The sequence below is a fragment of the Telluria sp. AIW5 genome, assembly GCF_056680575.1.
In genome coordinates this window covers 1,077,438-1,097,763 of sequence record NZ_CM155289.1, presented here as the reverse complement: position 1 = coordinate 1,097,763, position 20,326 = coordinate 1,077,438, and the positions used below count along the sequence as shown (strand labels likewise).

The following is a 20,326-nucleotide window of genomic DNA, read 5'->3' as shown; positions in this document are numbered from 1 at the left end:
CTACGTCGTTATGTCGACCAGCGCGCGCTGATTAATAACGATAGTGGTCCGGCTTGTACGGACCTTCCTTCTTCACCGAGATGTAGGCCGCCTGTTCGTCGGTCAGCTCGGTCAGCTGGGCGTTGAGCTTTTTCAGCTGCAGGCGCGCGACCTTCTCGTCCAGGTGTTTCGGCAGCGTGTAGACGCCGACCGGATAATTCGCCGTGTTGGCGAACAGTTCGATCTGGGCGATGGTCTGGTTCGCGAACGAGGAGCTCATCACGTAGGACGGGTGACCCGTGCCGCAGCCCAGGTTCACCAGGCGGCCTTCGGCCAGCAGGATGATGCGCTTGCCATCAGGGAAGATCACGTGGTCGACCTGCGGCTTGATGTTTTCCCACTCGTATTTCTTGAGCGAGGCGACATCGATCTCGTTGTCGAAGTGGCCGATGTTGCAGACGATCGCCTGGTCCTTCATGGCCAGCATGTGCTGTTCGGTCAGGATGTGATAGTTGCCGGTGCAGGTGACAAAGATGTCGCCGTGTTCCGCCGCGTAATCCATCGTCACGACGCGATAGCCTTCCATGGCCGCCTGCAGTGCGCAGATCGGGTCGATCTCGGTGACCCACACCTGCGCCGACAGCGCGCGCATGGCCTGGGCCGAGCCCTTGCCGACGTCGCCGTAACCGGCGATGACGGCGACTTTACCGGCGATCATGACGTCGGTCGCGCGCTTGATGCCGTCGACCAGCGATTCGCGGCAGCCGTACAGGTTGTCGAACTTCGACTTGGTGACCGAATCGTTGACGTTGATGGCCGGGAAGGCGAGCTTGCCTTCCTGGTGCATCTGGTACAGGCGGTGCACGCCGGTCGTGGTTTCTTCGGTCACGCCCAGGATTTCCGGCAGGCGCTTCGAGTACCAGTGCGGGTCGCGGGCCAGGCGGCCCTTGATGGCCTTGAACAGGCAGATTTCTTCTTCCGAACCCGGCTTGTCGAGCACCGAGATATCGGTCTCGGCGCGCGCGCCCAGGTGCAGCAGCAGGGTGGCGTCGCCACCGTCGTCGAGGATCATGTTCGAGTACACGGCGTTGCCGGCGGCGTCGTTCGGCCACTCGAAGATGCGGTGCGTGTATTCCCAGTATTCATCGAGGGTCTCGCCCTTGACGGCGAACACCGGCGTGCCGACCGCGGCGATCGCTGCGGCAGCGTGGTCCTGGGTCGAGTAGATGTTGCACGAGGCCCAGCGCACTTGCGCGCCGAGCGCTTCCAGCGTGCGGATCAGCACGGCGGTCTGGATGGTCATGTGCAGCGAGCCGGTGATGCGTGCGCCCTTCAGGGGTTGCGCGGCGGCGAATTCTTCCTGGATTGCCATCAGGCCCGGCATCTCGGTTTCGGCGATGCGGATTTCCTTCTCGCCCCAGGCGGCCAGGGAGATGTCGGCAATGTGGAAGTCTTGGGATTCTTTGAGTACGGCGTTCATCACGCCCTCCTTTCAGTTAGAAAAAAGTAACGTGAGCGCAGTGTTGATGATCCGAGCCTGGCGAAAAGGAATCTCTTCGTCGCAACGCTCCTCGGAACGCGATAGTTTAGCACGTCTGCCACGGCGTCGTACCGGACCGTGGCCATGCTGAGGGGGATTTGTGCGGTTGCAACACCCACAGGGAAGCTTTCGTAGGGTGGGCTCTGCCCACGCGGTACGGTGCCGGACGGCCCGCGGCAATAAACAAGGACACGCGACGTTCACGATGTGTAGACACGGTGCGGCGTGCATGGGCACGCCCGCGTGGGCAGAGCCCACCCTACGAAAAGCGAGCATCAGCCTTCCCGACTGACGCTCGCTTTTTGAATTACGACAAGCCCGCTTCCGCGCGCAGCAGCGCCGCCTTGTCGGTGCGCTCCCACGTAAACTCCGGCTCTTCGCGGCCGAAGTGGCCGTAGGCGGCGGTCTTGGCGTAGATCGGACGCAGCAGGTCGAGCATCTGCACGATGCCTTTTGGACGCAAATCGAAATGTTCCATCACCAGCTGGGCGATTTTTTCGTCCGGGATGACGCCGGTGCCTTCGGTATAAACCGTGATGTTGATCGGGCGCGCAACGCCGATGGCGTAGCTGACCTGCACCTGGCACTGGCGCGCGAGACCGGCGGCGACCACGTTCTTGGCGACATAGCGGGCGGCATACGCGGCCGAGCGGTCGACCTTCGTTGGATCCTTGCCCGAGAAGGCGCCGCCGCCGTGCGGAGCCGCGCCGCCGTAGGTGTCGACGATGATCTTGCGGCCGGTCAGGCCACAGTCGCCCTGCGGGCCGCCGATGACGAAGCGGCCAGTCGGGTTCACCAGGTATTTGGTGTCCTGCAACCATTCGCGCGGCAGGATCGGCTTGATGATTTCTTCGATCACCGCTTCCTCGATCTGCGCGTGCGAGACGTCCGGATGGTGCTGGGTCGAGAGCACGACGGTGTCGACCGAGACCGGGCGGCCGTCGACATAGCGCAGCGTAACCTGGCTCTTCGCGTCCGGACGCAGCCATGGCAGGCGGCCGTCCTTGCGCAGTTGCGACTGGCGCTCGACGAGGCGGTGCGCGTAGTGGATGGCGGCCGGCATCAGCTCGGCGGTCTCGTCGCAGGCATAGCCGAACATCAGGCCCTGGTCGCCCGCGCCCTGGTCGAGGTCGATACCAGTGCCTTCGTCGACGCCCTGCGCGATGTCCGGCGACTGCTTGTCATAGCAGACCATGACGGCGCAACCTTTGTAGTCGATGCCGAAATCGGTGTTGTCGTAACCGATGCGCTTGATGGTGTTGCGGGCAACGCCGATATAATCCACGTTGGCGTGGGTCGTGATCTCGCCGGCCAGCACCACCAGGCCGGTGTTGCACAGCGTTTCGGCGGCGACGCGCGCGCGCGGGTCTTGCTCGAAGATGGCGTCGAGAATCGCGTCCGAGATCTGGTCGGCGACTTTGTCGGGGTGGCCTTCCGAGACGGATTCGGAAGTAAAGAGATAATCGTTGGACATGAAGGCTCCGGTTACGGTTACGGTTCAAAAACTGCCGCAGCAACCCGTGCCTGCGACGCTTTAGCGACATTTATATTCCGCTTCGCAAGTTGTCTATTAACTCGGCGGATCCTGCGTAAAGTGGTATTTTACGCTCCTTTAAGAAATTTTTGGCGGAGCCCCCCTGGTTTCCCGTCGATGTCGATCAAGCGCATGCTAGTTATTTTATTCAGAACGTTGTCCGTATTTCCACTTCGCATGCTCCATGCTTTAGGCAGCATGCTGGGCTGGCTGGTGTATTTGTCATCTCCCTCGTATCGCCGCCGTCTGGACGCCAACCTGGCCCAGGCCGGCTATGGCGCCCAGCGTCGTGCCGCCGTCGCCGAGGCCGGCAAGGCCATCGTCGAGCTGGCTTTTGTCTGGTGCGGCAAGCCGGAACGTGTCGCACGTCATGCCACGGTCGAGAACTGGGACATGGTTCAACGCGTGCTCGATGCCGGACGCGGGATTGTGTTCCTGACGCCACACCTGGGCTGTTTCGAGATGACCGCCCAGCAAATCGCGCTGCACACGGCCCTCACTGTCATGTACCGGCCGCCGAAGAAAAGCGCCCTGAAACCGCTGGTCGAAGGCGCCCGCGCGCGCCACAACCTGCACCTGGCACCGGCCAACCTGTCCGGCGTGCGCATCCTCGCAAAAACCCTGAAAAGTGGCCAGCCGATCGGCTTGCTGCCGGACCAGGTGCCGCAGGAAGGCGAAGGCGTCTGGGCGCCCTTCTTCGGACGGCCCGCCTACACGATGACGCTTCCGGCCAAGCTGGCCCAGCTTGGCCGCGCCGACATCCTGCTGGTCTATGCCGAGCGCCTGCCGAAGGGCCGCGGCTATGTCGTGCGCTTCGTGCCCTTCGAAGGCGACTTGTCGGGCAGCGCCACCGACCAGGCCGCCAGCATCAACCGGGCGATGGAAGCCCTGATTGCCCGCTGCCCGGCACAGTATTTCTGGAGCTATAACCGCTACAAGAAACCGGATGGCGTGGCCGCGCCACAGGCCGAGGCCGTGGCATGAGGGTATTGATTGGATTCCTGTGGCTGCTGCACTGGCTGCCACTGCCGGCGCTCGGGCGTTTCGGCGAAGCCGTCGGCAGTGTGCTGTACCTCGTACTCGGCAAGCGGCGCCACATCACGCTCACCAATCTGCGCCTGTGCATGCCGGAACTGTCGGAAGCCGAACGGCGCGCGCTCGCGCGCCAGCATTTTCGCGCCTACGCACGCAGCATTTTCGAGCGTTCGATCCTGTGGTGGGCGCCGGAAGCACGGGTGCGCAAGCTGATCCAGGTCGACGGCGCCGTGCCGCAGGCGGCCATGGAAGCCGGCCCGACCATCCTGCTGTGCCCGCATTTCGTTTGCCTGGACGTGGCCGGGGTCGCCTCCCGCGTGATCCCGGTATGCAGCATGTACGTGCCGCAAAAGAACGCCGCCTTCGACAAGCTGCTGCGCCATGGCCGCGAACGCTACGGTCCGGTGCGGCTGGTGACGAGGAAGGAAGGCATCAAGCCGATCCTGCGCGCGTTGCGCGACGGCCTGCCCTATTTCATGCTGCCGGACATGGATTTTGGAGAAAAAGATGCCGAATTCGTGCCCTTCTTCGGCGTGCCGGCGGCGACGCTGACGGCCCTGGGGCGGATCGCCGGCACCACGGGCGCCAAGGTGATTCCGGTCGTGGCCACCTATTTACCGAACTACCAGGGCTGGCGCGTGCGTTTCTATCCTGCCTGGGAAAATTATCCCGGTGACGACATGATTGCGGCGACACGGCGCATGAATGCGTTTATCGAAGACCGGGTGCGTGAAGCGCCCGCCGAGTATTTCTGGACGCATAAACGTTTTAAAACCCGCCCACCGGGCGAACCTTCGCTGTACGACTGACAACGACATGAAACTCAAGTTCACCAAGATGCAGGGCGCGGGCAACGATTTTGTTGTGATCGACGCCATTCACCAGCAAATCGATTTCAGCGCCGACCAGTGGCGACGCCTGGCCGACCGCCGCTTCGGCGTCGGCGCCGACCAGATCCTGATCGTGGAACGCCCGACAGTTGCCGAGGCCGATTTTCGCTACCGCATCTTCAATAGCGACGGCGGCGAAGTCGAACAATGCGGCAACGGCGCGCGCGCTTTCGCCCGCTTTGTTGCCGACCAGGGTTTAAGTGGCGAACGCAGCATCCGGGTGCAGACCATGTCGGGCATCATCGCCCCGCGCCTGGAAGACGACGGCAGCGTAACGGTCGACATGGGCGCCCCCATACTCGAGCCGGCGGCGGTGCCCTTCGACAGCCAGGACCTGGAGGGCGTGCCGGAAGGACGCGACATGCTGTGGCCCTTGAGCCTGCAGCGTGGCGGCGCGGCGGTCAGTGTCCCGGTCTCGGTGGTCTCGATGGGCAACCCGCATGCGGTGCAGGTGGTCGCCGATGCCGACACCGCTGCGGTGGCAGAGCTGGGTCCGCAGGTCGAGCATCATCCTCGCTTCCCGAAACGCGTGAATGCCGGCTTCATGCAGGTGCTCGACCGCCACCACATCAAGTTGCGCGTGTTCGAGCGCGGTGCCGGTGAAACCCTGGCCTGCGGCACCGGCGCCTGCGCGGCGGTCGTGGCCGGCATCCGCCGCGGCCTGCTCGATTCTCCGGTGCGGGTGACGGCGCGCGGCGGGGAATTATCGATCGCTTGGGACGGCGAAGGCGAACCGGTCTACCTGAGCGGCCCGGCCGTCACGGTGTTCGAAGGCGAGATCAGCTTATAAAGAGCAGCCGGCCAACGAGCAGCGGGCCACGGGCCGCATTGAACCCGCTTCGACATCGCCGGGAAGCCGAAGCAGGTTCTATTCAATAGGATGAAGCCAACTACGCCGGCCAGCTCGGGCTAGTCCACCGCGAGGGAGGCGAGCCGGCCATGCGCTGACGGATCGGCGTCGTTCACGCAGACAAGTCTTTCAGGCCGCGATGCCATACGAAGGATTGCCGCGCTCGGGGGTGACTGGCGGGGCAGGCCTGTCATCCGTACCGTCGAGCGTTCCGCCGTACATGGCCGCGTCCGCCATCAGGGTACGCAGCCGGTACAGGCGCTGGCGGTAATTTCCTTCCGGTCCGCCCGGTCCGCAATCGACGTTTTCGAATAAGCGCACAATGCGATCGAGCGCCTGGCGTTCCTGCGCTGTATTGACCATCACCAGGCGCCGCTTGCTGCGTCCGTAGCTGGCGCGGATATCGATCACCAGGCAATGGCCCTCGTCCGCGCCGACCACGTCGAGCAGCAGGGTCTCGGCACGGCTGAGGCCAAACAGCGCCGCCAGCTCGAGCCGCGCCGCCAGCAAGGGATGGGCGGCGAGGTCGCCGACACAGTCGCGCAAGGCCCCGGTTTCGGCATGGGAAGCATCGTCGAGGCGCGGCGCGATTTTGCGCAAGGCCAGGGCCGCCTCCGCATTGCCCTGCGCCGCCGCCTGCTGCAGCCAGAACACGGCGCGCACATCATTGCTTTCGTTTTCGCGGCGCGCGCGCCAGGCATTGTTGCCGCATTCGAGCTGGGCGACCTCGTAGCCCATTTCCGCTGCCCGTTCCAGGTAGCGCTGGGCATCGGCCACATTCCGTTGCGAGAACTCGGGCTTCAGGTAGATGCGCGACAAGGCATACCAGGCCTCGGCCAGGCCCTGTTCGCCCGCCAGCAGCAGCCAGCGAATCGCTTTTTTGAAGTTTGCCGCGCCCGTGCCGCCCTGGATCCGCGTGCCGTCGACCTGCATGCGCGCATACCACAGGCCGATCGCCAGCTGCGCATGGCGGTCGTGCTCGGCGGCCGCCAGCTCCCAGAAGGCGTGGATCTCGTCGCTTCCGGCGTCGGCGCTCCCCTTGCCATCGGCCAGCAGGCGCGCCGTGCGCGACAACAGGGTGACTTCGCCCGGCGCGAGACGCCGGGTATGCTTGCCGCCGCCGCTGTCGACGAGGGCACGCGCCAGCGGCAGCGCGCGCGCGAGGTAATCGTGCCAGGACTGGGTCGTCCAGCTCTGCTCGAGCAGCGCGAACTGCGCTTCGGCCAGGCCGTTGTCGGCGGCCCGGCGCAACCAGGGTTGCCCCGGCGCCGGCGCGTCCGCTCCGTGAGCGCCCGTGCGGGCCGCAGCCCGCCGCTCGGTTGCCTGCCCTACCCTGTCGCGCAGCGCTGCGGCTTGATGCTGCACTGCGGCGCCGGTCGCGCCGGAACCGGATGCCATATTGATACCGGCGGCAATCTCGGGACGGCGCGCCAGCAGCCATTGCGCATCGGCGAAACCGGCGCGTGCGGCCTCTTCCAGCGCGCGTACCGCCTTGGCATGCAGCGCATCGGGCGCCGCGCGGCCGTCTTCCAGCAGCAACTGGGCCAGGACCAGTCCGGCGCGTACGTTGCCGCCGTCGTAGGCGCGTTCATACCAGGGCCCCAGGGGTGTCCCGTGCGCACGCGCCAGGTCGAGCGGAATGTGGCTACCGATCAGTTCGCACGACTCGGCACAGCCCTGGCGCGCGGCGCGGTCGAGCCAATGCAAGGCTGTGGGAAGGCTGCGCGGCAGGCCGGCGCTGCCGAACAGGTAGCGCTTGCCCAGTTCGAGTTGCGCTTCGGCGCGGCCACTGCGGGCGCCCCGGATGATCGCCAGTTCTTCACGATTAGCCATCGGATGTCTTTATATGATTAGTGGGCAGGCGTGGCACGGGCGGATCGGCGGAAGGTCGCGACGGATCGGCTGTCGCAGGCAAAGTTGCCAATATACAAGAACTCCTCGAATCACGCCCACACCATCGGTACAGGGAAAGTCTAAGCCAGCATCAAAGCCCACACGTCCCGAACCGCTTGAAGATTGATATCGAACAAGCGCCTCGAAACGATGCGGAACTGTGCCACCTTGCAGTGCATCAAGCACAAAACCGGGGCGACAGCAGGCTCGGGCGTTTCGAAAATACAACAGCACGATTGGTTAAATTGGCTTTCCACCAACTCGAACGTTCATAATTAACCAATCCGGCAATCTTGTCGCGTTAAGCCATTAAGGTTCACTCGTCCGAGTGTTCAGCAAACAAAGTCTCAACGCTCTATGGATTCCGATTCATCTTTAAAGGATACGAATAAATGAAAAAATCTCTGATGGCAGTCGCACTCGTCGGCGCATTCGCCGGCGTGGCCCATGCACAGACCGCAGTTCAAATCTACGGCACCATCGATGCTGGCATTCAAAAACGCAGCGGCCAGACCCTGACGATCGGCAAGCGCGCATCGAACACCCTGGGCTTCAAGGGCACCGAAGATCTGGGCAATGGCCTGAAGGCACTGTTCCAACTGGAAATGCGTTACGAGCCGGACACCGGTACCGTTGAAAACGGCAGCCGTCCGCTGTTCCAGGGCCAGAGCCGCGTCGGCCTGCAGGGCGACTTCGGTATGGTCCGCATCGGTCGCGGCCTGACCCCGTACCAGGAAACCGTCGGCGCCTTCGAGCCGTTCCACGCACTGCCGCACCAGGCTGGCTTCTACACCGACCTGGCAGTTGCTGGTTACACCTCGGCACCACTGGATCCTAACGGCGCTTCGAACAACCGCTGGTCGAATGCCATCTGGTACAACACCCCGGTCGTGAGCGGCTTCCAGCTGAACACCGCAATCGCTTCGAAAGAAAACAATGGCGGTCCTGCTGCCAACCTGAACCTGGGCACCCTGTACCCAGCGGGTGCACAGGCATCGGCCAACCCGTTCTCGGTGTCGGCAACCTACAACAACGGTCCTGCGGCAATCATGCTGGGCTACGAGCGTAATGCTGTCGAGACGAAGATCATGTCGATCGGTGCTGCGTTCAACGCAACCCCGGAACTGAAGCTGATGGCCCTGTACTCGCGTCAGGACCAGGACAACACCGCAGTGACCCTGCCGGTCGGCGCGGGTTCGAAGACCAACGCATGGGTGCTCGGCGCCAACTACACGATGGGCCCAGGCAAGTTCCTGGCAGGCTATGGTCAAAAAGATCCGGACGGCTCGGTCAAGACCAAGCAAATGTCGCTGGGTTACGAGTACAGCCTGTCGAAGCGCACCTATGTCTACGTCGATGCATCGCGCAAGGACGGCCCACAGAGCCAGGTCCTGCGTACCAACATCGATCCAGGTGCGACCAACTTCTACACCATCGGTGTGAACCACTCGTTCTAAGCTGATGCGGGCGCAAGCCCGCCAGGCTTGGGTCAAAAAAAGGCAGGGTCCGGAAACGGCACCTGCCTTTTTTGCATTTGTCGTTGACGCCCCTGCCTGCGGCTGCTCCGCGCTGATCGGCCCGCCGCGAAGGTGCTCGTGTGCACCGTTTTCTATCCGCCGTCCCTCCCCCGCTGCGGTAGAATTGCGCACACCCTATTTCTAGCAAGATTACCGATGACCGTCACCCTGGACTCCGCCGCCGTCGCCCACTACCTGGCCGAACACCCGCGCTTTTTCGAAGAACATGCCGGCCTGCTGGGCGAAGTCAAACTGTCGAGCCCGCTGACGGGAAAGGCCGTGTCACTGCAGGAGCGCCAGATGGAAGTGATGCGCGCCAAGTACAACGCGCTCGAACTGCGCATGGCCGACCTGATGCGCACGGCGGCCGACAACACCGTCATCCTGAACCGTTTTCATGCCTGGCACCTGTCATTGCTGAAGTCGAGCGGCGGCGCTGCCATGGCGCGCGACCTGGTCGACGGCCTGGTCACGCATTTCGGCGTGCCGCAAGCGACGCTGCGCCTGTGGAACCTGCGCCCCGAGCACGCCGGCGCCTGGTTCGCGGACGACGTGGCCGGGGATGCGCGCCTGTTTGCGTCCAGCCTGCGCGCGCCGTATTGCGGCCCGAACAAGGATTTCGAAGCGGTGCGCTGGCTCGACGAAGCCGAAGGCGTGCGCTCGACCGTGCTGCTGCCTTTGACCAGCAATGGCGCCACTTTCGGCCTGCTGGTCATGGGCTCGCCCGACGCCGAGCGTTTCAGCCCGGTGATGGCGACCGATTTCCTGGTCCAGCTGGGCCAGTCCGCCAGCGCCGCGCTGGCGCCGCTGCACGCCTGAGGCGAGTCGTTAAGATGGACACCGCGCGCGAGGACTGGACCGGGCGCTACCTGCGCGAGCTGGCCACCCAGCGCCAGCTGTCCGAACACACGATTGCCGCCTACCGGCGCGACTTGGCCGAGCTGCAACAGTTGGCGGGGCACGATGACTGGGCGGCGCTGACGCATGCCGACATGCGCCGCTTCGCCGCGCGCCTGCATGCGAGCGGCCAGGAACCGCGTTCGATCGCCCGTAAACTGTCGGGCTGGCGCGGTTTTTACGGATGGCTGTCGCGCCAGGTAGCGCTGCCGGCCAACCCGGTCGAAGGCGTGCGCGCCCCGCGCCGTCCCAAGACATTACCGAAAGCCCTCGCGGTCGATGCCGCCGTCCAGCTGCTGGAAGCAAACCGCCACGGCCACCCGGAGCCTGCGGAACTGTGCAACCGCGCCATGTTCGAGCTGCTGTATTCGAGCGGACTGCGGGTGTCGGAACTCACCGGGCTCGACCTGGCCTACACGCATGGCGATGGCGCCACCTCGCTCGGCTGGTTCGATGCGGCGGCCGGCGAAGTCGTGGTCACCGGCAAGGGTAACAAGATGCGCCGGGTGCCGGTCGGCGCTCCCGCGCGCGAAGCCCTGGCGGCCTGGCTGGCGGTGCGCCCGCCCGCTGCGGACGGGGGCGCCGCCCTGTTTCTCTCAAGCCGCGGCACACGCATCACCCCGCGCGTGGTCCAGCAGCGCTTGAAAACCCACGCGCTCCAGGCCGGTTCGCCGGTACACGTGCACCCGCACGTGCTGCGCCACTCCTTCGCCTCGCACCTGCTGCAATCCTCGGGCGACCTGCGCGCCGTGCAGGAGCTGCTCGGCCACGCCAGCATTACCTCGACCCAAGTGTATACCGCGCTCGACTTCCAGCATCTTGCCGCCGTATATGACCGAGCTCATCCGCGAGCGAAAGCGAAGTAGACAAGGGTTCGCCTGAGCTGGCGCAAACGCCGGTGCGGTTGATGGTGGCAGATTGCAAATTACGGCATAATCTTCGGCTTCTTCACGCCGCCGGAACTGCGAACAACCATGTCACCCATCCCGACCACCATCCTCACCGGCTTCCTCGGCGCCGGCAAGACCACCCTCCTCAATCGCATCCTGCGCGAGGAGCATGGCTTGCGCATCGCCGTCATCGAGAACGAATTCGGCGAAGAAAACATCGACAACGAAATCCTGGTGCAGGACAGCGGCGAGCAAATCGTCGAGATGAACAACGGCTGCATCTGCTGCACCATCCGCGGCGACCTGGTCGTCGCCCTCACTAGCCTGGCGCAAAAACGCGCCGCCGGCGAGATCAACTTTGACCGCGTCGTCATCGAAACGACCGGCCTGGCCAATCCCGGTCCGGTGGCCCAGACCTTCTTTGTCGACGAGGAAGTCGGCGCCTACTACATGCTCGACGCCGTCGTGACCGTGGTCGATGCGCGCCACGCGATGGACCAGCTCGACCGCCACGAGGAAGCCCAGCGGCAAGTCGGGTTTGCCGACAAGATTTTGCTGTCGAAGCTGGACCTGGTCGATGCCGACGCCCTCGAAACGCTCAAGATGCGTTTGAAGCGCATCAACCCGCGCGCCCCGATCTCGACCTCCGACTTCGGCCGTGCGCCGATCACCGAGGTGCTCGACCTGCGCGGTTTCAATTTGAACGACAAGCTCGAACTCGACCCGGACTTCCTGCGCGCCGAGGAGCATGAGCACGGGCACCACGACCACGTGCACACCGAGGCCTGCAGCCACGACCACCACCATGCACATCACAGCGACGACATCGCCGCCTTCGTGTTCAAGAGCGAGCGGCCGTTCGACCCGGAACGGCTCGACCAGTTCCTCGGCAGCATGGTGCAAGTTTTCGGCCCGAGCATGCTGCGCTATAAGGGCGTACTCTCCATGCAGGGCGCCGAGCGCAAGGTCGTTTTCCAGGGCGTCCATCAAATCATGGGCAGCGACCTGGGAGCGAAGTGGGAAGCGGATGAGCCCCGTGGCAGCAAAATGGTCTTTATTGGTAAAAATTTACCAAAAGACGTATTTATCCGCGGATTGGAACAATGTTTGGTATAAACTATCCCGGTTTAGCGGTACCCATCGCGCCCATGCAATGGATCCTCGAGAAACCGTAGCGAGCGGAAGGAGTTTTGGTTGAGAAGCGCAGCTGTACAAGAGTACAGCGAGCATCGCAGATCAAAAATCCGACGCGCAGTAGGTTTATCGAGGGTCCTGGGGGGTATCGTCGAGTGACCGCTGTCCTGCCGGGCAGCGAAGACGGCGGATCGTACGGGCCGTCATGGCAGCAGCGAGGGCGCGCACCCTTGAGTTCAGGGTGCTACGGCTGAGCTAGCTGATAAAATGAAAACCTCTGTCGTATCGAAGGTAAGTGAAGTCATGACTAAAACAACGAAACCGAATGCCGCTCAGGCCGAAGCCCGACTCTTGACGGAAGAAGAAATTCGGGCGATGGGCGAAGAGGACTACATGAACCCGGCCCAGCTCGCGTTCTTCAAGGACCGCCTGCAACAGCTCGAGAAGGAACTGCTGAAAAACGCGGGCGAGACCACCGAGCACCTGCGCGAAACGGTCCTGGTTCCCGATCCGGCCGACCGCGCGACCATCGAGGAAGAACATGCCCTCGAACTGCGTACCCGCGACCGCGAGCGCAAGCTGCTGAAAAAAGTGCAGCAGTCGCTGGCTTCCATCGACGGCGGCGACTATGGCTGGTGCGAAGAAACCGGCGAGCCGATCGGCATCCCGCGCCTGATCGCACGCCCGACCGCGACCCTGTCGCTGGAAGCACAGCAGCGACGCGAACTGAAGCAAAAGCTGTACGGCGACTGATTTTCCGGTCCACGTCTCCCCGAAAAAGCATGCGCCCGTCGCATGCTTTTCTCTTTTTTACGTCCTGGTCGCTCCTTTTCGTGCGATCAAAAACTTTCTCATAAGATACACTAGCGCACGCCCGCACAGGCTTTGCGCGGGCGCATGTGTGCGCGGGACGGCGTGACCACCTCCATGCTACCGTCATGGATGAGCGCTGCAAACGACGCTGCGCCGGATGATGAACAGGATGACGTGGGTATATTTTCCTTCTTGAAGAAAAAACCCGAGCCGGCCGCACCGCCGGCAGCGCCGCCACGCCCCGAGGAGTCGCGCCTGTCCGTTGACGCCGACCGCGAGCGCCAGCGCGAAATCGCGCGCGCCACCGCCGCCAAGATCGACGCCATCGAACTGGCCATGACGACCGACTTCTTCGACGATGCCGAAGCCCGCTGGGGTAGCACGCGGCGCGCCCCGGCCGCTGCCGCCGCCGTGCAGGGCGCCCCTGGCGAGACCGAACTCGTCACCCAGTCCGACCAGCCCGACGCCGCCGCCGCTCCCGCCGCCGCGCCCGTGGTCGAGGAAAGCGCCATCCTGTATGCGAATGGCCAGGGTGCGCTCGCCGAGCAGATGCTGCGCGACAGCCTGCCCCACCTGGGGCGCAGCGAGCGCCAGCCCTGGTGGATGCTGTTCGACCTGTACCAGGCCGAAGGGCGCGAACAGGCGTTCGACAGCATCGCGATCGACTACGCCAGCCATTTCGAAACCTCGCCGCCCGCCTACAGCAACCGGTTGCCGGCGGCCACTCCGCAGCACAGCTTCGCCGGGGTGGCGCCGGCCGCGCGTTTTACGGGCACCCTCGGGAACGAGGCGGGTGTGCGCCTGCAGGGCCTGCTGTCCAGTAGCGGTTCCCCGGTGCGCATCGATTTCGCCGGCGTCACGCATGCCACGCCCGAAGGCTGTGCCGGCGTACTGGCCGCCTTGCAGGGCTTGCGCGGGGCGCGGCGCGAGCTCGTGCTGGCCGGCGCCGACGCTTTGCTGGCGGTGCTGCGGCCGATGCTGGCGATCGGCGAGCGCGGCAGCGGGGAAGCGCCCTGGCTGTTATTGCTCGAATTGTTGCAGCTGTTAGAGCGCGAAAAAGATTTCGAAGAAACCGCGATGGATTATTGCGTCACCTTCGAAGTCTCCCCGCCCTCGTTCGAAGCCCTGCCTGCACCGCACGGCGGCGCGCCGCCGGCCGCAAGCGCCCATATCGCGGCGGAGCAGCGCTTCGTGCTGCCGGCTGTCGTCGACGGCGACATCGGCAATCTGCTGGCGGCAATAGAGTCGTATGCGGCCATGGAAACGGCCGGGCCGGTCGTGCTCGACTGCACGAGGCTGGTGCGGATCGGTTTCGGCGCCGCGGCGAATCTGCACGCCACCTTGCGCCGGCTGGCGCAGGGGGAACGCCGCATCGAGCTGCGCGAGCTGAACCACCTGGTGGCGGCATTGCTGCGCCTGTTGAACTACGGCGACTGTGCGCGCCTGTACGCACACCCATACTGAGACCGCGAAGCACGCATCTCATCCTGTCTTGCAATTTTGTGCAACACCCCCAACTGCGGAGGGCTAGTTAATCATGAGGCAGATATGGAACAATTTCACGGCACCACCATTGTGAGCGTACGTCGCGGCGAGAAAGTCGCATTGGGCGGCGACGGCCAGGTCACGCTGGGCAACGTCGTCATGAAGGGCTCGGCACGCAAGGTGCGGAAACTCTACCAGGGCAAGGTCCTGTGCGGCTTTGCCGGCGCCACCGCCGATGCGTTTACGCTGCTCGACCGCTTCGAGGCGAAACTCGAGAAACACCAGGGCAACCTGCTGCGCTCCTCGGTCGAACTGGCCAAGGACTGGCGCACCGACCGCATGCTGCGCAAGCTCGAGGCAATGCTGCTGGTGGCCGACAAGGAAACGACCCTGATCATCACGGGTAATGGCGACGTGCTCGAGCCCGAAGACGGCATCGGGGCGATCGGTTCCGGCGGCATCTACGCCCAGTCCGCAGCGAAAGCGCTGCAGGAAAATACCGATTTGCCGCCGGGCGAAGTAGTAAAAAAGGCACTGACCATCGCCGGCGAGCTGTGCATCTACACTAATCTGTCCCACATCATCGAAACGCTGGACTGACCGGCGCGCATACCATGAACATGACTCCCCTTGAAATCGTCTCGGAACTGGACAAGCACGTCGTCGGCCAGGGCAAGGCCAAGCGCGCCGTTGCCATCGCCCTGCGCAACCGCTGGCGCCGCCAGCAGGTGCAGGAACCGCTGCGCCACGAGATCACCCCGAAAAACATCCTCATGATCGGCCCGACCGGCGTCGGCAAGACCGAAATCGCGCGCCGCCTGGCCAAGCTCGCGGACGCGCCCTTCATCAAGATCGAAGCGACCAAGTTCACCGAAGTCGGCTATGTCGGGCGCGACGTCGACACCATCATCCGCGACCTGATCGACATCGGCGTGAAACAGACCCGCGCGACCGAAATGAAAAAGGTGCGCCAGCACGCCGAGGACGCGGCCGAAGACCGCATCATCGATATCCTGGTGCCGCCGGCGCGCGACTTCGGCTTCAATGTCAGCGCCGCGGCCGAGGCCAAGGAAGGCGACAGCACGCGCCAGACCTTCCGGAAACGCCTGCGTGAGGGTTCGCTGGACGACCGCGAAGTCGAGATCGAAGTGGCCGACGCCGCCCCGCAGATGGAAATCATGGCCCCGCCCGGCATGGAAGAAATGACGGAGCAGATCAAGACCATGTTCGCCGGCGTCGGCGGCACGCGCAAGAAGGCGCGCAAGATGAAGATCAAGGACGCGATGAAGGTGCTGGCCGAGGAAGAAGCGGCGCGCCTGATCAACGAAGACGAGATGAAGCAGAAGGCGATCCACAACGTCGAGAACAACGGCATCGTCTTCCTCGATGAGATCGACAAGATCGCGACGCGCTCCGAGCACGGCGGCGCTGACGTTTCACGCGCGGGCGTGCAGCGCGACCTGCTGCCGCTGGTCGAAGGCACGACGGTCAATACCAAGTACGGCATGATCAAGACCGACCACATCCTGTTCATCGCCTCGGGTGCGTTTCACCTGGCTAAACCGTCGGACCTGATTCCCGAGCTGCAGGGCCGCTTCCCGATCCGCGTCGAGCTGGAATCGCTCTCGATCGACGATTTCAAACGCATTCTGACCAGCACCGATGCCTGCCTGACGACCCAGTACGAGGCGCTGCTGGGCACCGAAGGCGTGACGCTGACCTTCTCCGAGGATGGTATCCACCGCCTGGCCGAGATCGCGTTTGCCGTCAACGAGCGTACCGAAAACATCGGCGCGCGGCGCCTGTACACGGTGATGGAAAAGCTGCTCGAGGAAATCTCGTTCCACGCCAGCGACACGCAGGACAAGCAGATCACGATTGACGCCGCCTATGTCAACGAACGGCTCGACGTGCTGTCGGCCAACGAAGACCTGTCGCGCTACGTGCTCTAAGGTGGTTGAGGGAGGAGAAAACGATGGCGAACAAGGCACTGGCAACGCGGCAAAAAATGATGTTGCGTGTCGCACCGGTCCAGCAACCGAGTAAACCACGCAATCCGGTCGCAGCCCTGGCCAAGGTGCGCTCGGCCGGCGCACACGCCAAGCCGCTGTCGACCGAGCGCCAGGCGGCCAAGCGCCAGCTGAAAAAGGCGCCGCTGGTTCCCGAAGACGATTGAAAAGCCGGGGCATGCTCCCAACAAGAGCATGCCCCGCTTGTCCTCCATTTGGCACCTGTCCCGGCAGGCGGGGGCCGCTGCTGCCGTGCCTGCCGGGACAGGTTGCTGGCAGCGGCGCAGGGGTCTGTTACGGCTGTTTCCCTCCTTCACACTTCATGCTGTAGTACGCCATCTGGCCCTGGGCGCGGACCGTGCGGGACAGCGCGGCCGCCTCGCTTGCAGCGGCCTTGACCGCGGCAAAGGCGCCGGCGGCATTCACGAGGCCGGCCAGGGTTTGCTCCGCCTCCGGTGTGCCCGCCAGCGCCAGGCCGAAGGTCGCGGACACAGCCAGTTCGGCCGCCAGGTCCTCGAGGCTGGGCGCGGCAACGCCCGCTACCGCCGCCTCGGCCGCGGCAATGGTCGCGCGTGCCACGACCATGGTTTTCGCCATGTCCATGTCGGTCGCGATGCTGGTCAGGAAGTCCAGGGCAGGCTTGCTTCCGGACTTGTTGACCAGGTCGCCGAGGTGGATCAGGACCGCGTTCTTCGCATTGAACACCGCGCGGCTGGCGCGTGCGCTGTGGACGAAGTCGATCATTGGCTTGACGGCGATCTCGCTGCCGATGAAGCCGAGCGTGGTCACGATCTCCGGCAGGAACTCGTCATGCTTCTCGGGCTCGTTGACCAGCCATTCCAGCAGCCGCTTGGCGTCCTCCTCGGTGTATTGCGATGCAGCCAGGTAGGGAATCCCCGCGATCCAGTGCTGGGAAACGAAATCCCGCACATCCTTCGGTGGCTGGACCACTGCGCCCAGGGAGCAGCTGGATGCCATCACGGCGCCGCTGACGGCGACCGGGCCGGCCAGGTAACTCGCCGACTCGGCGCCGTTGACTACGTTGTGATCCACGCCGACGCTCGGGAACATGACGGCCCGGGGGTCGTCCGTACGGTGGCCGAGGCCCGTATTGTGGCCATACTCGTGTACCCAGATCGGCCCTTCCTGGTTGGCAGTGAAGCGCACGGCCGCCAGGTTGACCGTCGGGCTCCCGACCGGGGCGCAGCCGATGATCGACCCGCCGGGGCCACCGCACCACCGGATGGCCTGGACAATCTTGACCCCTGAACCGGCATTGAGCAGTGCGGTCAGGTCGGCCTCGGTCTGGATGACCCCGGGTATCGCCGCCGGCAACACCTGAACCCGCCCATTGCGTACAAACCGGACCGGGGTCGCGACGTCCGCAGGAGAGTCGTCGCCCTGGAGAATGGTTCCCATGTCGTTCAGGATGCGATCGGCATCCGCGTCGGTCAGGGCCACGGTACTGTGGCGCCACACGGTGACCTGCACCGTCCTGATCGTTACGGGCGGATTGACCACCAGGTAATCGACATACAGCGGGATATCCGTATTCCACTCGATGTTCACCCAGATATCGACGCCCCCGGCGCGCGGGGCGACATTGTGCAGGGTGTAGCGTGCGCTGCCGATGAACTTGCCGGCGTCCACGTCGGGCGCACTCCCCTCGCCGATCGCCACGAACACGCGCGAGCGCGGGTTGACGTCGCCCCAGTTGAGCAGGAGCTTCCACTGGCCACGCCTGGCGCCCCAGTTGTGGCGGTAGGTAAAGCCGGTCCCGCTCAGCACGGGCTGTTGCGCGGCCTCGCCGAACGGCTGCACTTCCCCTTGCACGGCCTCTTGCGAGAGCTCCGCAAAGGGGGCAAAGTAGGCCGGAGGGGCGACGGTCTCTCCCCCCTGCCTGGCTCCGGACGTGGGCATCGTTTCAGGTGTTTGAATCTGATTATTTGACACGACCATCTCCTTTTTTTACGCGCTGTACGCCAGTGGTTAACCAGCCCGAGATGCAACCAGCCCGAGATGCAACCAGCCCGCGATGCAATCAACCCGGGACAGATCAGTTCGCCAAGACCGAACCTGTACGAATCTAATTGAACTTTTTTGACCCTGAGCTCGTTTTAATCAAGTCAAGGTGGAAGGGGAAATTGACAGGATGTTGAAGTTGCTCATTACCTACAGAAAACAAAGGGGGTGGGAAATTTCCGATTCCGGCTTCGATGGGATTCCTACCTTTCATCCTCCGGCCTGCTTCCTCATCTATCCGATAGGCATCTTGCCGCCTTGTTCATTCGCCTGTACATTGATCGCCACCCACTGCCGAGTTACAGGAATCCCATGAGCTCACCCGAGCTGATCGTCGACGTGCTGCGCGCCGAACTGCGCGCGGCCAATCTCACCTATAAAACTTTGGCCGAACGCATCGACATGAGCGAGTCGAGCGTGAAGCGCATGTTCGGCCAGAAAGACATGCCGCTGTCGCGCCTGGCGCAGATCTGCCAGGCGACCGGCATCGCTTTCGAGGATGTGCTGCGCCGCGCGGCGGATAGCCGGCCCCAGCCCGATGCCCTGACCCTGCCCCAGGAAACCTCGCTCGTTGCCAAGCCGCGCCTGCTACTGGTGGCAATCTGCTGCCTCGGCTACTGGACCATGGAGCAGATCGTCGAGACCTACCGCCTGACGGATGCGGAGTGCATCGGCTGCCTGGCCGAACTCGACCGCCTGGGCCTGATCGAACTGCGACCGCTGAACCGCTACACGCTGCGCGTCTCGAACGCCTTCCACTGGCTGCCGGACGGACCGGTGCAGCATTATTTCCGCGAACAGATCGTGCCGGACTATTTTGCAGGGCGCTTCGACGGCCCCGGCGAGACGCTGATGTGTTTGCCGGCGCGGCTATCGCCTGCCAGCGCCGCCGAGCTGGCGCAGAAAATCCACCAGTTGGCCGGGGAATTGACGCGGCTGCACCGGCATGACCGGCGCTTGCCGGCGGAGGAGCGGGAGGGGATGACCTTGCTGGTCGGTTTCAGGTCGTGGGAGTTTGCGGCGTTTACGGCATTGCGGCGGTGAAGAGCTGGCGGCCTGGAACGTAAGTCCCCAGGCAGGTCAGTGCATACGCAAGTTGAACGCGTGGGCGGCGCATGCCTTGCGTCGATGCCGAGTGACCGGTGGAGCCGACCGCCCTAGCGCGCGACCGGTTGGTCGCCGCGGACCGGGCTGCCGACCGAGCGGGTCGGCGGCGGCATTTGCGGTTGATTCGGAGGCGGGGCGATGTCGGCGGGCGGGCCTTCCGGCGGCGGTTCCTGGCCTTGCGGTACGACCGGGTTGACTTCGCCCTGCGGTGGCGCGCCGGGCGCCGTCTCCGGCCCGGCCGGCGGCACGCCGCCGGGCGGGGCGATTGTCGGGCGCCCCATCTGCGGCGGCTCGGCCATGGGCGGCGCGGCGGCGCCGGACAGCGCGATGGCCGGCTTGGTGTCGGCAGCGAGGTCGACGCGTTTCATGACGCCCCCCTCGGACAGCATGATGTAACGCGCATGCACTTCGCTGATGCTGACACCCGGCGTCAGCTCGTGTCCGACCTTCAGGGCTTTCGGCGGCTGGCCCTCGGCGACGATGATCGCGACACTGTCGCGCCCGGCGGCGACGATGCCGGTCAGCTGGTAATTGGCGGCGACGTTCGCGACCGCCTGGCCGCCGAACAGCGTGGCGGCGGCGTCGGGCGACGGCTCGGGCAGGCTCGCCACCGGCGCCGCGGCGATCGGCCGCTGTTGCGGCTTGTACAGCTGCAAGCCCCAGTAGGTGGCCGAGACCGCCAGGAAGATCAGGGCAAGCAGGGTGAAAAGGACAGGCAGACGCTTCATCGG

18 protein-coding genes and 1 riboswitch are annotated in these 20,326 nt (G+C 64.3%); of the genes, 13 read left to right on the top strand and 5 right to left on the bottom strand.

What is annotated here, in order from left to right:
* Positions 1-31: 31 nt before the first annotated feature.
* Both ahcY and metK read right to left on the bottom strand, forming a co-directional pair.
* Positions 32-1,459, bottom strand: a complete 1,428-nt coding sequence (gene ahcY, locus AC1MEM_RS04890) for an adenosylhomocysteinase (protein WP_499475699.1) — start codon at positions 1,457-1,459, stop codon at positions 32-34.
* A gap of 26 nt (positions 1,460-1,485) precedes the next feature.
* Positions 1,486-1,558: riboswitch (S-adenosyl-L-homocysteine riboswitch) on the bottom strand.
* A gap of 268 nt (positions 1,559-1,826) precedes the next feature.
* Positions 1,827-2,993 (bottom strand): methionine adenosyltransferase, encoded by a 1,167-nt coding sequence (gene metK, locus AC1MEM_RS04885; RefSeq protein WP_499475698.1) that lies wholly within the window; start codon positions 2,991-2,993, stop codon positions 1,827-1,829.
* A 192-nt stretch (positions 2,994-3,185) separates the two neighbouring features.
* Here metK and AC1MEM_RS04880 point away from each other — a divergent pair, with 192 nt between their 5' ends.
* The 3 genes from AC1MEM_RS04880 to dapF are packed head-to-tail and all read left to right on the top strand — an operon-like array spanning position 3,186 to position 5,768.
* Entirely contained in the window at positions 3,186-4,037 is an 852-nt protein-coding gene (locus AC1MEM_RS04880; protein ID WP_499475696.1) for a lysophospholipid acyltransferase family protein, read from the top strand.
* Complete coding sequence (locus AC1MEM_RS04875) at positions 4,034-4,897, top strand: LpxL/LpxP family acyltransferase (protein WP_499475695.1); 864 nt, start codon at positions 4,034-4,036, stop codon at positions 4,895-4,897. Before AC1MEM_RS04880 ends, AC1MEM_RS04875 begins: the two co-directional genes overlap by 4 nt.
* 7 nt (positions 4,898-4,904) lie before the next feature.
* Positions 4,905-5,768, top strand: a complete 864-nt coding sequence (gene dapF, locus AC1MEM_RS04870) for a diaminopimelate epimerase (protein ID WP_499475693.1) — start codon at positions 4,905-4,907, stop codon at positions 5,766-5,768.
* A 189-nt stretch (positions 5,769-5,957) separates the two neighbouring features.
* Here dapF and AC1MEM_RS04865 read toward each other — a convergent pair whose 3' ends face one another.
* Positions 5,958-7,661, bottom strand: coding sequence for a tetratricopeptide repeat protein (locus AC1MEM_RS04865; RefSeq protein WP_499475692.1), 1,704 nt, complete (start codon positions 7,659-7,661; stop codon positions 5,958-5,960).
* A 452-nt stretch (positions 7,662-8,113) separates the two neighbouring features.
* Here AC1MEM_RS04865 and AC1MEM_RS04860 point away from each other — a divergent pair, with 452 nt between their 5' ends.
* The 9 genes from AC1MEM_RS04860 to AC1MEM_RS04820 all read left to right on the top strand — a co-directional run bounded on the left by AC1MEM_RS04860 (position 8,114) and on the right by AC1MEM_RS04820 (position 16,633).
* Positions 8,114-9,178 carry a porin gene (locus AC1MEM_RS04860; RefSeq protein ID WP_499475691.1) on the top strand — a complete coding sequence of 355 codons (1,065 nt, stop codon included), beginning with the start codon at positions 8,114-8,116 and terminating at the stop codon, positions 9,176-9,178.
* Between the two features lie 216 nt (positions 9,179-9,394).
* Complete coding sequence (locus tag AC1MEM_RS04855) at positions 9,395-10,057, top strand: DUF484 family protein (RefSeq protein WP_499475689.1); 663 nt, start codon at positions 9,395-9,397, stop codon at positions 10,055-10,057.
* Between the two features lie 14 nt (positions 10,058-10,071).
* Positions 10,072-11,001, top strand: a complete 930-nt coding sequence (xerC, locus tag AC1MEM_RS04850) for a tyrosine recombinase XerC (protein WP_499475688.1) — start codon at positions 10,072-10,074, stop codon at positions 10,999-11,001.
* A gap of 108 nt (positions 11,002-11,109) precedes the next feature.
* Positions 11,110-12,141 carry a CobW family GTP-binding protein gene (locus AC1MEM_RS04845; protein ID WP_499475686.1) on the top strand — a complete coding sequence of 344 codons (1,032 nt, stop codon included), beginning with the start codon at positions 11,110-11,112 and terminating at the stop codon, positions 12,139-12,141.
* Positions 12,142-12,462: 321 nt separating this feature from the next.
* Positions 12,463-12,912, top strand: a complete 450-nt coding sequence (gene dksA, locus AC1MEM_RS04840) for an RNA polymerase-binding protein DksA (protein ID WP_499475685.1) — start codon at positions 12,463-12,465, stop codon at positions 12,910-12,912.
* A gap of 252 nt (positions 12,913-13,164) precedes the next feature.
* On the top strand, positions 13,165-14,436 hold the full coding sequence (locus tag AC1MEM_RS04835; RefSeq protein WP_499475684.1) for an STAS domain-containing protein: 1,272 nt from the start codon (positions 13,165-13,167) through the stop codon (positions 14,434-14,436).
* Positions 14,437-14,520: 84 nt separating this feature from the next.
* Entirely contained in the window at positions 14,521-15,057 is a 537-nt protein-coding gene (gene hslV / locus AC1MEM_RS04830; RefSeq protein WP_499475683.1) for an ATP-dependent protease subunit HslV, read from the top strand.
* Between the two features lie 14 nt (positions 15,058-15,071).
* Entirely contained in the window at positions 15,072-16,409 is a 1,338-nt protein-coding gene (hslU, locus tag AC1MEM_RS04825; protein WP_499475681.1) for an ATP-dependent protease ATPase subunit HslU, read from the top strand.
* Between the two features lie 23 nt (positions 16,410-16,432).
* Positions 16,433-16,633 carry a hypothetical protein gene (locus AC1MEM_RS04820; protein ID WP_499475680.1) on the top strand — a complete coding sequence of 67 codons (201 nt, stop codon included), beginning with the start codon at positions 16,433-16,435 and terminating at the stop codon, positions 16,631-16,633.
* Positions 16,634-16,760: 127 nt separating this feature from the next.
* Here the strand turns inward: AC1MEM_RS04820 and AC1MEM_RS04815 are convergent, their stop codons facing one another.
* Positions 16,761-18,386: a hypothetical protein gene (locus tag AC1MEM_RS04815; RefSeq protein WP_499475679.1), complete on the bottom strand. Its 1,626-nt coding sequence runs from the start codon at positions 18,384-18,386 to the stop codon at positions 16,761-16,763.
* A gap of 414 nt (positions 18,387-18,800) precedes the next feature.
* On the opposite strand from AC1MEM_RS04815, the gene AC1MEM_RS04810 reads away from it, so the two are divergent.
* Complete coding sequence (locus tag AC1MEM_RS04810) at positions 18,801-19,532, top strand: helix-turn-helix domain-containing protein (protein ID WP_499475677.1); 732 nt, start codon at positions 18,801-18,803, stop codon at positions 19,530-19,532.
* A gap of 113 nt (positions 19,533-19,645) precedes the next feature.
* Here AC1MEM_RS04810 and AC1MEM_RS04805 read toward each other — a convergent pair whose 3' ends face one another.
* Positions 19,646-20,323 (bottom strand): type II secretion system protein N, encoded by a 678-nt coding sequence (locus AC1MEM_RS04805; protein WP_499475675.1) that lies wholly within the window; start codon positions 20,321-20,323, stop codon positions 19,646-19,648.
* Positions 20,324-20,326 lie beyond the last annotated feature (3 nt).

What these genes read in the sequence shown, in the direction of transcription:
- ahcY (WP_499475699.1), bottom strand. Translation starts at nt 1,459, where the DNA reads ATGAACGCCGTACTCAAAGAATCCCAAGACTTCCACATTGCCGACATC.
- metK (WP_499475698.1), bottom strand. Translation starts at nt 2,993, where the DNA reads ATGTCCAACGATTATCTCTTTACTTCCGAATCCGTCTCGGAAGGCCAC.
- AC1MEM_RS04880 (WP_499475696.1), top strand. Translation starts at nt 3,186, where the DNA reads ATGCTAGTTATTTTATTCAGAACGTTGTCCGTATTTCCACTTCGCATG.
- AC1MEM_RS04875 (WP_499475695.1), top strand. Translation starts at nt 4,034, where the DNA reads ATGAGGGTATTGATTGGATTCCTGTGGCTGCTGCACTGGCTGCCACTG.
- dapF (WP_499475693.1), top strand. Translation starts at nt 4,905, where the DNA reads ATGAAACTCAAGTTCACCAAGATGCAGGGCGCGGGCAACGATTTTGTT.
- AC1MEM_RS04865 (WP_499475692.1), bottom strand. Translation starts at nt 7,661, where the DNA reads ATGGCTAATCGTGAAGAACTGGCGATCATCCGGGGCGCCCGCAGTGGC.
- AC1MEM_RS04860 (WP_499475691.1), top strand. Translation starts at nt 8,114, where the DNA reads ATGAAAAAATCTCTGATGGCAGTCGCACTCGTCGGCGCATTCGCCGGC.
- AC1MEM_RS04855 (WP_499475689.1), top strand. Translation starts at nt 9,395, where the DNA reads ATGACCGTCACCCTGGACTCCGCCGCCGTCGCCCACTACCTGGCCGAA.
- xerC (WP_499475688.1), top strand. Translation starts at nt 10,072, where the DNA reads ATGGACACCGCGCGCGAGGACTGGACCGGGCGCTACCTGCGCGAGCTG.
- AC1MEM_RS04845 (WP_499475686.1), top strand. Translation starts at nt 11,110, where the DNA reads ATGTCACCCATCCCGACCACCATCCTCACCGGCTTCCTCGGCGCCGGC.
- dksA (WP_499475685.1), top strand. Translation starts at nt 12,463, where the DNA reads ATGACTAAAACAACGAAACCGAATGCCGCTCAGGCCGAAGCCCGACTC.
- hslV (WP_499475683.1), top strand. Translation starts at nt 14,521, where the DNA reads ATGGAACAATTTCACGGCACCACCATTGTGAGCGTACGTCGCGGCGAG.
- hslU (WP_499475681.1), top strand. Translation starts at nt 15,072, where the DNA reads ATGAACATGACTCCCCTTGAAATCGTCTCGGAACTGGACAAGCACGTC.
- AC1MEM_RS04820 (WP_499475680.1), top strand. Translation starts at nt 16,433, where the DNA reads ATGGCGAACAAGGCACTGGCAACGCGGCAAAAAATGATGTTGCGTGTC.
- AC1MEM_RS04815 (WP_499475679.1), bottom strand. Translation starts at nt 18,386, where the DNA reads ATGCCCACGTCCGGAGCCAGGCAGGGGGGAGAGACCGTCGCCCCTCCG.
- AC1MEM_RS04810 (WP_499475677.1), top strand. Translation starts at nt 18,801, where the DNA reads ATGAGCTCACCCGAGCTGATCGTCGACGTGCTGCGCGCCGAACTGCGC.
- AC1MEM_RS04805 (WP_499475675.1), bottom strand. Translation starts at nt 20,323, where the DNA reads ATGAAGCGTCTGCCTGTCCTTTTCACCCTGCTTGCCCTGATCTTCCTG.